Genomic DNA, 14,472 nt, shown 5'->3' with positions numbered 1-14,472 from the left:
CTTTGCCGAATCGTGTGCAAGGCCGGCAAGGCTGTTTCCGGGTGTAGTCATTGTTATGGGTATCTCGCTGATCCATGAGATACATCTCTTCTTTCGACAGGACGATCGAAAAGTTGCGGGCCTCCGTGGGATAGCGCTACCTTAGAGCCCATCAGACACAATCGCAACCCCTTGAGCTTTTCCTACGTTCAGTTGGCAACGCATGACACGCATTGGTTCCCGTTCCACCGGTCGTCCTACCCTCACCGAAGTCGCAAAACTGGCCGCCGTCTCGCCTATCACGGCGTCTCGCGCGCTGCGTGGCGTGGCCACGGTGGCGCCGGAGCTGGTAGAGAAAGTCCAGGCAGCTGCGCAAAGTCTAGGCTATGTCGCCAACCCTGCCGCGCGAGCGCTCGCGTCGTCGCAAAGCCAGTCGGTAGTGGTGTTAGTGCCGTCGTTGTCCAACCAGTTGTTCATCGAGACCCTCGAAGCCATTCAGAACGTCCTGCGCCCGCGTGGCCTGGAAGTGGTGATCGGCAACTACCATTATTCGCCCGTCGAAGAGGAAAACCTGCTCCGCAGCCACTTGGCGAACCGGCCGCGGGGTATCTTGCTGACCGGCTTCGATCGCAGCCACGCGGCGCAACAATTGTTGGCGGCCAGCGGGGTGCCCTGTGTCCACATGATGGAACTGGACCCCAGTCGTGCCGAGCCCTGCGTCGGGTTCTCGCAGCAGCAGGCGGGGGCAGCAGCGGCGCAGCACCTGTTGAGCCGCGGGCGTCGACGCCTGGCGTATGTGTCGGCGCAGCTGGACCCTCGGGTCATTCAGCGTGGCGCCGGCTTTCGCAGTGCGCTGGAAGCGCAGGGCCTGTACGACGAAGCGCTGCAGATGGCCACTCCGCTGCCGTCATCCATTGGCCTGGGGGGCGAGATGTTCGCCCGGCTGCTGGATGAGCACCCGGACGTGGACGGCATCTTTTTCTGCAACGATGACCTGGCCCAGGGGGCGACGCTGGAGGCATTGCGACGGGGGATCCGCATCCCTGAACAGGTGTCGCTGATCGGCTTCAACGACCTGCCGGGTTCTGCACACATGGTGCCGCGTCTGACCTCGATCCGCACGCCCCGCGAGCAGGTGGGGCAACGCGCCGCGCAGTTGTTGCTAGGGTTGCTGGACGGCAACGTGCAGCAGGCCCAGGTCGATCTGGGCTTCGAGCTGGTGATCCGGGAAAGCACCTGACCCCCGGAAAACCGCTGCCCGAGTTGGCTCCATGGGACGTCAGGCCAGGGTGCGCGGCAGCTTGAGCTCGGCACACAGGCCGCCGCCGTCACGGTTGGACAGCGTCAGCGAGCCGCCCAATGCCCTCGCCAGCTGCTGAGCGATTGCCAGGCCCAGCCCGGTGCCGCCTGTGTCGCGGTTGCGCGAACTCTCCACCCGGTAGAACGGCTTGAGCACTTCAGCCAGCTCCGCCTGCGAAATGCCCGGCCCGCGATCCAGCACCTGAATCGACACCCCTTGTTCGCCTTGGGACTGCACCTGAACCTCCGCTGCGCCAGCGAATTTCAGCGCATTGTCGGTGAGGTTCACCAGCACCCGACGCAACGCATGGGGGCGAGTGTCGATTACCGCTTGTGCTTTACCACTCAACTGCACCGATTGGTTCATGTCCTGATAGTCGAACACCAGGCTGTCGAGAAAGGCATCCAGGTTCACGCGTTTCGGCGGTTCGGTGGAGGTGTCCATGCTGCGGGCATAGGCCACGCCCTCTTGAACCAAATGCTGCATTTCGTTCAGGTCGCTCCACAGCTTGTCTTTCTCGATGCCGTCGTCCATGAATTCGGCGCGCAGCTTCATGCGGGTGATGGGCGTTTGAAGGTCGTGGGAAATGGCCGCCAGCAACTGCATCCGCTCCTTCACGTAGGTGGCGATGCGTTGTTGCATCGAATTGAACGCCACAGCTGCGTAGGCGACTTCCGTGGGGCCGCTTTCGTCGAGGCGGATGCCCTCGCCGTTAGGGTCCAGCGTGTCCACGGCCTGGGACAGGCGGGTCAACGGGCGGATCGCCGTTCGCACCGCCAGCCAGGTGCAGGTCACCAATAACACCAGTTGCCCGATCAGCAGCAATGGCAGCCAAGGCGACAATGGCGTGATGGCCGGGCGCACATCGATAGTGAGCGGGTTGCCGTCGCGCAGGGTGAGGTGCGCCTGATAGTGCGGGCGGCTGTCGGGGATCGTGTTGAACACCACTGGATAATCGCGGCCCAGTGCCGCCTGCATCGTATGCACCGAGATCGGTGCTTTGTTCATGTCCATCGGCGTACCGGTCTGGCCGGTACCCAGGACGTAGCGATAGTTCGGGTGTTCGAAGCGCGGTAGCCATGCGGCCCGCTCTTCGGCGGGCAAGCGCTCGAGCATGGCGAGGGTGGTGGTCAGATCCTGCTGCATGTTGCCCAGCATCATGGTCATCGCGCTTTGGTAGCGCTCGTAGAATTGCAAGCCGAAGGACATGCCGTGGGCCAGCACCAGGCTGATCAGGAAAATCAGCGACAACCGCGATGCAAGCGTGCGCGGCCACCCGAAGCCTGCCTTCATACCGAGTCCCCGAGGATTTCCACCGCGTAGGTGAACACATAGCCTTCACTGCGCACGGTCTTGATGTAGGCGGGGTCGCGGGCATCGTCCAGCAGGCGCTGACGCAAGCGACTGACCAGCAGGTCGATGGAGCGATCGAACAGGTCGGCGTCGCGGCCTTGGGTCAGGTTGAGCAACTGATCACGGCTGAGCACCCGTTGCGGGTGGTCGAGGAAGGTGCGCAGCAGGCGGTATTCGGCGCCGCTGAGGGCGACTACCGTGCCTTCGGCGTCCAACAGGTGGCGTGCCGTGGTGTCCAGGCGCCACTTGCCGAAGGCCAGCAGCCGCCCGGATTCGCTGACAATGAGGTTCGGCGGCAACATGCGGGTGCGACGCAGCACGGCATTGATCCGCGCCAGCAGCTCCCGCGCGGCAAACGGCTTGACCAGGTAGTCGTCAGCGCCCATCTCCAACCCGATGATGCGGTCGGTTTCGTCGCTACGCGCAGTGAGCATCAGCACCGGCGTGGTCTTGTGCTTGCCGGAACGCAGTTCTCGACACAACAGCAGGCCATCGTCCCCCGGCATCATGATGTCCAACACAATGAGGTCAACCGGAGTCGACTCGAGAAAGGCGCGCATCTGCCTGCCGTCGGCCACCACCGTGGTGCGCAGGCCGTTCTTTTTCAGGTAATTGCCCACCAGCTCCCGGATTTCCCGATCATCATCCACGATCAGAATGTGGTCGACGTGCTCCATGGTCTCGCTACCCTCATTGTCATTGGTCTGCGGCGTATCTTACCCAGTCGCGACAGGGTTGCCCGCGACCCTTTGTATTGCACTGTATCTGACACTGCGTAGCCTACATGGCGATTCAAAAAAACCGGCCCGGTGTCGAGAAGGTCACGTCGCCTGGCAGGCGGCCGCCACGGTAGTCAGCGATCAAGGTCATGACCGGCAGGCTCGCCAAGCCAGCGTGCCAAGGCTGCGATCGCAAGTTCAGGGGTCGCGCTGCTGCCTGCCCAGGTGCAGGCGAGCATCAGGTTTTTCGGCAATTGGAAGTCTTCGACCTGGAACCCTTGGCCGTCGAAGCCCTGCGCATCGTGCTTGACCTGGTGCCGCAGGCTGCCGAGGTCGTCGAAATAGGCCCAGACCGGTTTGCCCAGCGCGACCGCCATGCCCACTTCGAATGCAGTCCCTGAGTCTGGTTCGGCCCCGCGGAAGCAGTTCAGGTTGGCGACGACGGCATCGCAACGGCGGATCATGGCGATGTTGGCATTGCAGATCAGCGTGGCCGTCTCTTCGGGCGGCAGGCCCGCCGGGACTTCATTATCGAAAGGGTAGAGCCCCTCCAGTCCCTGGGCCTCGCACAGGGCCTTGAGGTAGCGTCCCCTGTCGATGGCGTCGTGGCGGAACACATCGAATCCGGCGAGGTAGACCTGGGGAGGGCGAGAGAGCGGCATCGGGAGGTCCTTGGAAGAAGATCCGGGCATTCTAGCGGCAACTTCAGTTGCCATTGATCAGCTCATGCAGCCAAGACGGCAATCGGGGGTGGACTCTGTACGGATAAACAGTATCCTCACCGTTTTCATGGCTGCCAGTGTGACCCCGTTGTGAGCCTTTTGCCCCTCGACAATCCGTTTTACTACCTCGAGAATTTTCGCCAGGCCCTCACGTGGATCGCCCAGCGTTATGACGACCTGCTCGACCCTGAAGAGCAGCGCTTCATTGGAGCATTCGCCGATTTGCCCCAAGCCGCCCAGGCGCTGCTGGTGCGCATGATCATGCGCAAGGGCACGTTGTTCCGTACCAGCAAGCTGAACTACGCAGAGATCGGTGACGTTCATCGGGCGGTCGCGCCGTTGATCGAACGCGGCTGGGTCGACGACACGCCGCTTCTGGACCTCCAGGCGCTGTTTGCATTGTTGCGCAAGGAGGAACTGACGCAGTGTTTCACTGTTCACGCCCCCAAAAGCACCGAGAAGAAGGCCCAACTGCTGGAGCGGTTGGTGCCGCACTATCCGGCGCCACTGCCCTTGGCCGAATGGTTTGCAGGCATGGAAGAGGTGGTCTTTTCGCTGGAAATCATGCCCCTGTGCGATCGCCTTCGGCTGTTGTATTTCGGCAATCTGCATCAGGAATGGTCCGAATTCGTCCTCGCTGACCTGGGCATCTACCGTTACGAAAAAGTCGAATTTTCCGTCGAGTCGCGAGGCATCAGTCAGCGCGCCGATATTGACGTCTGCCTCGCATTGCACCTTTGCCGACAGGCGCTGGATGACAGCGCCGTGCTCAGCGAACTGGCGGCTCAGGCACTGGCCATCCGCACGGATAACCCCTGGCTGGCGATGCGTCGCGCCAAGCTGCTGTACCAGATCGGTTACCAGGCCGAACGCGATCAGGACCTGACCCTGGCGCTGGCGGTCTATGAACAGTCCCGTTATCCCGGCGCGCGGGTGCGCAGAATCCGGGTGCTGGAGCGTTCCGGTCACTACGCGCAAGCGCTTGTCCTGTTGCAACAGGCGCAAGCGGCCCCTGAAAACGAAGCGGAATCCCAGCACTTGTTGCGTATCCAGCCTCGTCTGCTGAAAAAGCTCGGTCAGGGCGCGACGGGCAGGCGCGTGACGCGCGCGGTGACCCGGCTCGACCTGAGCGTGATGCCGCTGCCTGGTCACAGCGTCGAGAAACTGATTCAGTTGCACCTGAGCGAAGAGGGCAGTGAAGTGCATTACGTCGAGAATGCGCTGATCAATTCACTGTTCGGCCTGCTGTGCTGGCCAGCGGTGTTCGCGCCAGTGCCGGGGGCGTTCTTTCATCCCTTCCACAGTGCGCCAAGCGACCTCTACAGCCCGGACTTCTACACCCGGCGTGCGGACCTGTTCGAGGCGTGCCTGAGCCAGCTCGGTGACGAGCGTTACCTCTCGACGATCCGGCAGTGTTATCTGGATAAATTCGGCCTGCAATCGCCGTTCGTGTCCTGGGGAGCGCTGACCCCGGCGCTCTTGGAACAGGCACTCCATTGCCTTGCGCCGCATCACCTCGAGCGCTGGTTCCGCCGGTTGCTGCAAGACATCAAAGCCAACCGCACGGGGATGCCCGATCTGATCCAGTTCTATCCGGCGCAGCGCAGCTACCGCATGATCGAGGTAAAAGGGCCGGGTGATCGGCTGCAGGACAACCAATTGCGCTGGTTGGACTTCTGCGCCGAGCATGGCATGCCGGTGGTGGTGTGTTACGTGCAGTGGACACAAGACTCGGCCCTGGCAGGTTGAGGCCTTCGAGCGCGAAGGCACGCAGGGGCGTCGTCGACCGGCATCGGACGTCGGGCTTCAGCCGGTCACTGCGGCCACGCTCCTGCGCGGGAGCGTGACGTCAGCGTTTCACTTTTTTCGGCGGCGCAGGCAGCGGGGCGAACAGCGCTTCGATGTCTTCCTCTTGCAGCTTCCAGTCCCCCGCCTTGCGGCCGTCCAGAATGCCCGCTGCCAGTGCCGACTTCTCCTGCTGCAGGTGCTGGATTTTTTCTTCCACCGTGCCGCGGGCGATCATCTTGTAGACGAAGACCGGCTTTTCCTGCCCGATCCGGTAAGCGCGATCGGTCGCTTGGTTTTCCGCCGCCGGGTTCCACCAGGGGTCGTAATGGATCACCGTGTCGGCGGCGGTCAAATTTAGGCCTGTACCGCCTGCCTTGAGGCTGATCAGAAAGATCGGGCGTTTGCCACTTTGAAACTCTTGCACCGGGGTGCGCCGGTCCCGGGTCTGGCCGGTCAGCAGGGCGTAGGCGATACCGCGTTGAGCCAGTTCGGCTTCGATCAGTTCGAGCATCGAGGTGAACTGCGAGAACAGGAGAATCCTGCGATTCTCCGCGAGCAATTCTTCGATCATATCCATCAGGCTTTCCAGCTTGGCCGAGCTGGAATGGCGCCCCGTCGCCGGGGCGCTCTTCACCAGCCGCAGGTCGCAGCAAACCTGCCGCAGCTTGAGCAAGGCTTCCAGGATGATGATCTGGCTGCGCGCCGCCCCCTTGGCGGTGATCTCGTCACGCACCTTTTTGTCCATCGCCAGGCGCATGGTCTCGTAGACGTCACGCTGCGCATCGTTGAGCTCGACCCAATGCACGATTTCCGTCTTCGGCGGCAACTCGGTGGCGACCTGTTCCTTGGTGCGCCGCAGCAGGAACGGCCTGATGCGCGCGTTCAGGTGCTGCAAGCGCGCCTCGTCGCCCAGGCGCTCAATGGGGGTGCGGTAATTGCTGCCGAATTGTTTGGCATCCCCCAGCCATCCGGGCATCAGGAAGTGGAACAACGACCACAGCTCCCCCAGATGGTTTTCCAGCGGGGTACCACTCAGGCACAGGCGCTGGCGGGCGTTCAATTGGCGCGCCGCCTGCGCCGCCTTGCTGCCAGGGTTCTTGATGTACTGCGCCTCATCCAGCACCAGCACATGGAACAGCTGTTTGCCCAGGATCTCGACGTCTCGGGGCAGCAGTGCGTAGGTGGTCAGAATCAGGTCGTATTCGTTCAGGCGGTTGAAGTCCAGGTGCCGGTTGGCGCCGTAGAGGGCCAGCACTTTGAGTGGCGCTGTGAAATGCTTCGCTTCGTCCATCCAGTTCGGGATCAGGCTGGTCGGCATGACCGCCAGCGCTGGATGGGTCAGACGCCCAGCCTCCTTTTCCTTGAGCAAGTGGGCGAGGGTCTGCAGGGTTTTGCCAAGCCCCATGTCGTCGGCCAGCACGCCGCCCACTTCGAGCTCACGCAGGGCCTGCATCCAGCTCAGACCTTCCAGCTGGTAGGGGCGCAGTGTGGCATTCAGGCCATCGGGGGGCGTCACCCGCGCGTCCTTGATGTTGACCAGGCGTTCGGCGAATTGCCGCAGACGGTCGCCGCCTTGCCACACCAAGGGCATATCGTCGAGGTGGGTGAGGCGCCCGGCATCCGCCGTTTTCACCCGGATGGAGTGGTTGCCGTCCTCGCGCCAGTAAAAGTCGCCCAGTGTCGCAAGCACCGGGCGCAGCCGTCCGTAGGGCAGCGCAACCTGAATCGGACCGCCGCCGCGCTGGGTGAAGTGGTTGAGCTGCACCAGCAATTGTTCGTCGTCGCGACGCTTGGCGATCCCCTCCAGGCTCATCAGTTCCGGGTGGGTGCGCAGCAGGTTGATCAGGATCGGCAACAGGCTCAGGCGCTCGCCGTTGACGATGATCCCCAGTTCCAGATCGAACCAGTCGCGTTCCGGCTGTTCGTCGACAACGGCATACCAGTCCTCGACCGGGGTAACGTCAAAACCGAAGTCCGGCGCCATTTCGATCTGCCAGCCGCTCGCGCGCAGTTTCGGCAATTCGTCGAGCATGAAAGTCAGCCAGGCCTTGTCGGTGGGCAGTTCCAGCATTTCGCCGGCGCTGTCGGGCAGGGCCTTGCTCTGGCGAGTCGCGATGCGAAAACCCAGATCCTGAAGCTGTTTGCGGTACTGCGCCTCAAGGTCCAGGTGGCGGCGCAGGCGCAGGGTTTCCTCCTTCAGATGCCAGAGCAGATCGCTGGGCCGCCCCGGTGCCGGGATGCCTGAGGCGTACAGCTCACGATAACGAAACGCCAGGGCGGCGCGATGCTGGACGTGTCGTTGCATTTTGCCGTTGCGAGGTTCGTAGGCGCTGAATTCGAAACTGGCGAGTGTCAGACGTGGCTGAGGCTTGATCTTTTTCTCGATACGCTCCGGCAACGGCGAGCTGGGCGTGGCAGGGGCCTCGGCGACCGGTCTTTCCCGCTCGACGGCGGCCAGAACCCCGGGTTTGTTTTCCGGGTCGCTCAAGTAATACAACGCGGCCGCGCAGTGCTTGCAGTTGTTTCTCACCGGGCAGGTGCAAACCCCCACCACGAAGTGACGAGTGCGGTCGGGGTCCTTGAATTGCAAGGTCTGCACGTAGGTCTGCAGCGCAGACCCCCGGCACGCCGTGCGAACCAGATCGGGCATCAACTGCTGGACCACGATGCGGTGTTCACGGGCATAGCTGAGCCCGCGTTCCAGGCTCTGGGCCTTGAACAACGGTTCCCATGGCAGGGACAGGGCTTTTTCCAGTAACGATGACACGTCTTGCCCTTCGTCAGCGGGGTGCTGGAAGCGGAGAAACCTTGATCAGCATGGCCAGGCTTCCATTATCCAGATAGGTCAATTCACCATTTCTGACACGTGTTGCCTGACGCATGCGTTCGCTGCTCACCAGCACCCCATGATCGTCGAGCTGGTTGACCCAGAAATTGGCGTCGATGTCGGTAAAACGCGCCAGGCTCAGGCTCACGGTGCCTTCGATCGGATAATGGCCGAATTGCGCCTGCCCGTCGCTGATCGCCACTCGGCTCGGGGTGGCGCTCAGGGGCTGCTGCCAGGCCCGGTGAAGCAGGACCTGATAGCCCTGACTGGCGGCCAGTTTGCCCACCAGAGCGTCGAGGGTCGTGGAGGTCTTGCTCTCGGCGCCCAAGGCCTGCGCACCTGCGGCCCAGTCTTCCGGCGCCCTTTGGTTGGTGGCAGCCGGCTCACCGTTCTGACGGAACAGGATGAGCTCCACCTGGTAATTGAAATTGCCCGCGACAAACGAGGTGTCCGGTGCAGCGACCGCATCCGTGTCCAGTTCTGCGGCCAATGCAATCGGAGCGACCAGCGTCAGCAGCAGGGCGAGTGAGCGAAACACGCGCATGGTGAGTCCTTATGACGATTTCGTAGAGGGCTGCGGTGTCAGGCGTTCGAGCAGCGCTTCGATGATGTTGAAACGCTCCTCGGGTCGTTCCATCGGTACCATGAACTTGAACAGCGTGGCGCCTTCGAATTTGTAACGCTTGGGTTGGGCTTGAATCAGCTTGATCAGCGTCAGCGGGTCGACAGGGGTCTCGGCGCCGAACTCGATGCGGCCCCCTTGTGGCCCTGCGTCGATCTTCCGGATGCCCAGTTGATCGGCCTTGAGTTTGAGCAAGGTCATGCGCACCAGGTTCTTGGTGGGTTCGGGCAGCAGGCCGAAACGGTCGATCATTTCCACCTGAAGGTCTTTGAGCCCGTCTTCGTCGGCCGCGTTGGCGATGCGTTTATAGAGAATCAGCCGCGCATGCACGTCCGGCAGGTAGTCCTCCGGAATCAGCCCCGGCACCCGCAAATTGATTTCCGGCCCGCCGCCCAGTGGCTGCTCCAGGTTCGGCTGCTCGCCCTTGCGGATCGACTTCACCGCACGTTCGAGCATCTCCATGTACAGCGTGAAGCCCACGGCCTGGATCTGGCCGCTCTGGCCTTCGCCGAGCAATTCGCCTGCACCGCGGATTTCCAGGTCGTTGGTCGCCAGCACGAAGCCCGCGCCCAGGTCCTGGGTGTTGGCGATGGCTTCCAGGCGCTTTTCCGCATCGGGGGTGATCTGCTTGCGCGGCGGCGTCAACAGGTAGGCGTAAGCCTGGTGGTGACTGCGCCCGACACGGCCACGCAACTGGTGCAACTGGGCCAGGCCGAACTTGTCGGCGCGTTCGATGATGATGGTGTTGGCGCTGGGCACGTCGATGCCCGTTTCGATGATGGTCGATGCGATCAGCACATTGAAACGCTTGTGGTAGAAGTCACTCATCACCTGCTCGAGCTCGCGCTCGTTCATCTGCCCGTGACCGACGCCGATACGCGCTTCGGGCACCAGCTCGGCCAGATCGGCGGCGCACTTCTCGATGGTCTTGACGTCGTTGTGCAGGTAATAGACCTGACCGCCACGCAGCAGCTCACGCAGCAGCGCTTCCTTGACCGTGGGCTTGTTCTGCTCCATCACGAAGGTGCGCACCGACAGCCGGCGGGCGGGTGGCGTGGCGATGATCGACAGGTCGCGCATGCCAGCCACGGCCATGTTAAGGGTGCGGGGAATCGGCGTGGCAGTCAGCGTCAGGATGTCGACCTCACTGCGCAGCGCCTTGAGCTGTTCCTTCTGACGGACCCCGAAGCGGTGCTCTTCGTCGATGATTACCAGGCCCAGGTTCTTGATCTTGACGTCGTCCTGCAACAGCTTGTGGGTGCCGATGACGATGTCGATCTTGCCCTCGGCCAGGTCGGCGATGGCGGCGTTGACCTCCTTGGTCGATTTGAAGCGGCTCATGACCTCGACCTTCACCGGCCAGTCGGCGAAGCGGTCGCGAAAGCTGTTGTAGTGCTGTTGGGCAAGCAGGGTGGTGGGCACGAGGATCGCCACCTGTTTACCGCCATGTACGGCGATGAACGCGGCGCGCATGGCCACCTCGGTCTTGCCGAAACCCACGTCGCCGCAGACCAGGCGGTCCATTGGTTTGGGCGCCAGCATGTCGGCGCGCACCGCTTCGATGGTGGTTTGCTGGTCCGGCGTTTCTTCGAAAGGAAAGCCTGCGCTGAAGGTTTCGTAGTCCAGTTTCGGATCGGCGAAGGCATAGCCTTCGCGGGCGGCGCGACGGGCGTAGATGTCGAGCAGCTCGGCCGCCACGTCGCGCACCTGCTCGGCGGCCTTGCGCTTGGCTTTCTGCCAGGCCTCGGAACCCAACCGATGCAACGGCGCCAGCTCGTCGTCGCTGCCGGTGTAGCGGGCGATCAGGTGCAGGTTGGCGACCGGTACATACAGCTTGGCGTCGTCGGCATAGGCCAGCATGAGAAATTCGGCGACCTGGTTTTCCACCTCCAGCGTGGCCAGGCCCAGGTAGCGTCCCACACCATGATCGATGTGCACCACCGGCGCGCCCTCGCGCAGCTCGGCAAGGTTCTTGATCACGGCATCGTTGGCGTGCCCGTCCATCCGCTTGTCGCGGCGACGACGCTGCATCACGCGTTGGCCGAACAACGGACTTTCGGCGATCAGTGCCAGCGCCGGTTGATCGAGCGCCAGGCCTTCGTCCAGCGGCGCGATGGTGATCGCCAGCCGCTCCGTGCTGTCGACGAACCCCTGCCAACTGTCCACGGTCTTCGGGCGCAGTTTCAGGCGGTCGAGCAATTCCAGCAGCACTTCCCGACGGCCCGCCGATTCGGCAGTGAACAGCACCCGGCCCGCGAACCCGTCCAGGAAACGGGACAGTGCCGCCAGCGGCTGGTTGGCCTTGGCTTCGATGGCCAGGTCCGGTAACGCCTGGGCCGGGAAGCGCTCGCGACCCACGCCGGTGTCCACATCGTCCTGGCTGACCACCACCCGTGGCCAGCTTTTCAGGCGAGCGAAGCAGTCTTCCACCGGCAGGAAAAGCTCGTCAGGCGGCAGCAGCGGCCGATCCGGGTCGACACGACGTTCTTCATAGCGGTTGCGCACGTCTTTCCAGAAAGTCTCCGCCGCCGTTTCGATCCCTGGCAACGAAAACACCTGAGTGTCCTGGGGGAGATAGTCGAAGAGGGTGGAGGTTTCCTCGAAGAACAGCGGAATGTAGTACTCGATGCCCGCGGGCGTAATGCCGCTGTTGAGGTCCTGGAAGATCGGGCTGCGGCGGAAGTCGACGTCGAAGCGCTCGCGGAAACGCGCCTTGAATCGCACCACGGCCTCTTTCTGCAACGGAAATTCCTTGGCCGGCAGCAGGCGCACCGAATCGACCTTGTCGATGGAGCGCTGAGTGTCCGGCTCGAAGGTGCGCAGGGTTTCGATTTCGTCATCGAAGAGGTCGATCCGGTAGGGCAACTTGCTGCCCATGGGGAACAGATCGATCAGCGCGCCGCGCACGGTGAATTCGCCGTGTTCATAGACCGTGTCGACGTAGCGGTAGCCGCTGGCTTCCAGGCGCGTGCGCATGGCTTCGACGTCGAGTTTCTGGCCCACGTCCAGCACCAGACTGCTGCCGAGCAGGAACTGCGTCGGGGCCAGGCGGTGCAAGGCGGTGGTGATGGGGACCACCAGCACGCCGTGCACCAGCTCCGGCAGCCGATAGAGGCTGGCGATGCGCTGGGAAATGATGTCCTGGTGGGGCGAAAACAGGTCGTAGGGCAGGGTTTCCCAATCAGGGAAGTGCAGCACTGGCAGGTCGGGGGCGAAGAACTTCAATTCCTGCTCCAGCCGCTCGGCGCTCTGGCTGTCGGCGGTCAGCAGCAGGGTGAAGCGTTTCGCGGCGCTCGCGGCCTCGGCAATCGCCAGACTCTGGGCGGCACCGGGCAGGTTGCCCCACAGTTGTTTGCCGGAGGCGGCGGGAAGAATCGGTAGGCGCAGAACGGGCACGGAAGGTAAGGCTCCAGGCGTTGCGGCAAAGCCGGGGATTGTAACTAAATCGGCATTGCGCTGTCAGTTTTGTGCTCGTCTTCGTAGGCGCCGAATTATGTAGTGCCAGGCTACATGAAAACTCCGGATTGCTTATAAACAAAGGCTTGAGCATAATGTAGTCCCTTTTTTCAGCCCCTACATGTGGAAGGTTCCCGTGACTCAGAAGCCCGACCAGTGTCTTGGTGAATGGATCGATCGTGAAGCGCTCGCCGAGGCGATGATCCCTCTTATCGGTCAGCTCTACCGCAACAACAATGTGGTGAGTTCGATCTATGGCCGTACTCTGATCAACCGTTCAGTCATCGCCATTCTCAAAGCGCACCGCTTTGCCCGTCACCGTCAGGCTGACGCGACCGAATTGTCCGTACACGAAACTTTCCCGCTCATCAAAGCGATGAGCGAACTCAAGCTGGGCGCCGCCTCGGTGGACCTGGGCAAGCTGGCCGTCAAATACAAGGCCGAGGCAAACGGCCGCACTGCCGAGCAGTTCGTGCGCGAGGAACTGGCCGAAGTCGTCGGTCAGCAGAATGCCGGCGCACGCAAGGGCACCGACGTCGTGCTGTACGGTTTCGGCCGCATCGGCCGCCTGCTGGCGCGTATCCTGATCGAGAAAACCGGGGGCGGCGATGGGCTGCGCCTGCGTGCCATCGTCGTGCGCAAGGGCGCTGAAAACGACCTGATCAAGCGTGCGAGCCTGCTGCGCCGCGATTCGGTGCACGGCCCGTTCGACGGCACCATCACCGTCGACGAAGCCAACAACACCATCACCGCCAACGGCAACCTGATCCAGGTGATCTACGCCAAGAATCCGACCGAGGTGGATTACACCCAGTACGGCATCAAGGACGCTTTGCTGGTCGACAACACCGGTGTATGGCGCGATGCCGATGGCCTGGGCCAGCACCTGCAATGCCCGGGCGTCGATCGCGTGGTGCTGACCGCACCGGGCAAGGGCAAGCTGAAGAACATCGTTCATGGCATCAACCATCAGCAGATCACCGCCGATGACAAGATCATCTCGGCGGCGTCCTGCACCACCAACGCCATCGTGCCGGTGCTCAAGGCGATCAACGACAAGTTCGGCATCGTCAATGGCCACGTCGAAACCGTTCACTCGTACACCAACGACCAGAACCTGATCGACAACTTCCACAAGGGCGACCGTCGTGGCCGCAGCGCCGCGCTGAACATGGTCATCACCGAAACGGGTGCGGCCACCGCGGCAGCCAAGGCCCTGCCTGAGCTGGCCGGCAAGCTGACCGGCAACGCCATCCGCGTGCCGACGCCAAACGTCTCCATGGCCATCCTGAACCTGAACCTGGGTCAGGAAACCACGCGTGACGAAGTCAACGAATACCTGCGCCAGACGGCGCTCTATTCGGACCTGCACAAGCAGATCGACTTCGTGAACTCGCAGGAAGTGGTCTCCACCGACTTCGTGGGCTCGCGCCACGCCGGGGTGGTCGACGCCGAAGCCACCATCTGCAACGACAACCGCGTCGTGTTGTACGTCTGGTACGACAACGAATTCGGTTATAGCTGCCAGGTGGTCCGCGTGATGGAAGACATGGCCGGGGTCAACCCGCCCGCGTTCCCGACATAACGCAACCCCGCTCTACGCGAGCAGCTTCGCACCCAGAACGCCACGACCGGGTCATTCGGTCGTGGCGTTTTTGTTGGCGGCGTTTGCGTTCCAAGCGGTGCTGGGGGGTAGACCGCGGATC

General features: G+C 62.5%; 9 protein-coding genes. 3 read left to right on the top strand and 6 right to left on the bottom strand.

All coding sequences use genetic code 11. The annotated features are described in order from the left end of the window. Window positions 1-202 precede the first annotated feature (202 nt). Complete coding sequence (locus DBP26_RS14510; protein WP_108238389.1) at window positions 203-1,219, top strand: LacI family DNA-binding transcriptional regulator; 1,017 nt, start codon at window positions 203-205, stop codon at window positions 1,217-1,219. Window positions 1,220-1,258: 39 nt separating this feature from the next. Here DBP26_RS14510 and DBP26_RS14505 read toward each other — a convergent pair whose 3' ends face one another. The 3 genes from DBP26_RS14505 to DBP26_RS14495 form a co-directional block, all read right to left on the bottom strand. Further along, window positions 1,259-2,572 carry a HAMP domain-containing sensor histidine kinase gene (locus tag DBP26_RS14505; RefSeq protein ID WP_108238388.1) on the bottom strand — a complete coding sequence of 438 codons (1,314 nt, stop codon included), beginning with the start codon at window positions 2,570-2,572 and terminating at the stop codon, window positions 1,259-1,261. Beyond that, the gene (locus DBP26_RS14500) at window positions 2,569-3,309 is read right to left on the bottom strand and encodes a response regulator (RefSeq protein ID WP_108238387.1); all 741 of its coding nucleotides are present in this window, start codon (window positions 3,307-3,309) and stop codon (window positions 2,569-2,571) included. The genes DBP26_RS14505 and DBP26_RS14500 overlap by 4 nt, the downstream gene beginning before the upstream one ends. A 176-nt stretch (window positions 3,310-3,485) precedes the next feature. Next, the gene (locus DBP26_RS14495; protein WP_108238386.1) at window positions 3,486-4,013 is read right to left on the bottom strand and encodes a nucleoside 2-deoxyribosyltransferase; all 528 of its coding nucleotides are present in this window, start codon (window positions 4,011-4,013) and stop codon (window positions 3,486-3,488) included. Window positions 4,014-4,163: 150 nt separating this feature from the next. On the opposite strand from DBP26_RS14495, the gene DBP26_RS14490 reads away from it, so the two are divergent. Next, the gene (locus tag DBP26_RS14490; RefSeq protein WP_108238385.1) at window positions 4,164-5,822 is read left to right on the top strand and encodes a VRR-NUC domain-containing protein; all 1,659 of its coding nucleotides are present in this window, start codon (window positions 4,164-4,166) and stop codon (window positions 5,820-5,822) included. Window positions 5,823-5,922: 100 nt separating this feature from the next. Here the strand turns inward: DBP26_RS14490 and DBP26_RS14485 are convergent, their stop codons facing one another. Genes DBP26_RS14485 through mfd form a run of 3 tightly spaced genes read right to left on the bottom strand, consistent with a single transcriptional unit; the run spans window position 5,923 to window position 12,706 of the window. After that, window positions 5,923-8,628 (bottom strand): DEAD/DEAH box helicase, encoded by a 2,706-nt coding sequence (locus DBP26_RS14485; protein WP_108238384.1) that lies wholly within the window; start codon window positions 8,626-8,628, stop codon window positions 5,923-5,925. A gap of 13 nt (window positions 8,629-8,641) precedes the next feature. Beyond that, complete coding sequence (locus DBP26_RS14480) at window positions 8,642-9,232, bottom strand: CsiV family protein (protein ID WP_108238383.1); 591 nt, start codon at window positions 9,230-9,232, stop codon at window positions 8,642-8,644. A gap of 9 nt (window positions 9,233-9,241) precedes the next feature. Next, a complete protein-coding gene (mfd, locus tag DBP26_RS14475; protein WP_108238382.1) occupies window positions 9,242-12,706 on the bottom strand; it encodes a transcription-repair coupling factor in 3,465 nt (1,154 codons plus the stop codon). A 181-nt stretch (window positions 12,707-12,887) separates the two neighbouring features. Between mfd and DBP26_RS14470 the strand changes: the two genes are divergently transcribed. Continuing rightward, window positions 12,888-14,351, top strand: coding sequence for a glyceraldehyde-3-phosphate dehydrogenase (locus tag DBP26_RS14470; RefSeq protein WP_108238381.1), 1,464 nt, complete (start codon window positions 12,888-12,890; stop codon window positions 14,349-14,351). Window positions 14,352-14,472: the final 121 nt, after the last annotated feature.

It is taken from the genome of Pseudomonas sp. RIT409, from assembly GCF_003052515.2.
Lineage (GTDB): Bacteria > Pseudomonadota > Gammaproteobacteria > Pseudomonadales > Pseudomonadaceae > Aquipseudomonas.
The sequence above is the reverse complement of the archived record's forward strand: the minus strand, read 5'-3'. Positions and strand labels throughout refer to the sequence as shown.

Coding starts and splice junctions, on each gene's coding strand:
- DBP26_RS14510 (WP_108238389.1), top strand. CDS start 203: ATGACACGCATTGGTTCCCGTTCCACCGGTCGTCCTACCCTCACCGAA.
- DBP26_RS14505 (WP_108238388.1), bottom strand. CDS start 2,572: ATGAAGGCAGGCTTCGGGTGGCCGCGCACGCTTGCATCGCGGTTGTCG.
- DBP26_RS14500 (WP_108238387.1), bottom strand. CDS start 3,309: ATGGAGCACGTCGACCACATTCTGATCGTGGATGATGATCGGGAAATC.
- DBP26_RS14495 (WP_108238386.1), bottom strand. CDS start 4,013: ATGCCGCTCTCTCGCCCTCCCCAGGTCTACCTCGCCGGATTCGATGTG.
- DBP26_RS14480 (WP_108238383.1), bottom strand. CDS start 9,232: ATGCGCGTGTTTCGCTCACTCGCCCTGCTGCTGACGCTGGTCGCTCCG.
- DBP26_RS14470 (WP_108238381.1), top strand. CDS start 12,888: ATGTGGAAGGTTCCCGTGACTCAGAAGCCCGACCAGTGTCTTGGTGAA.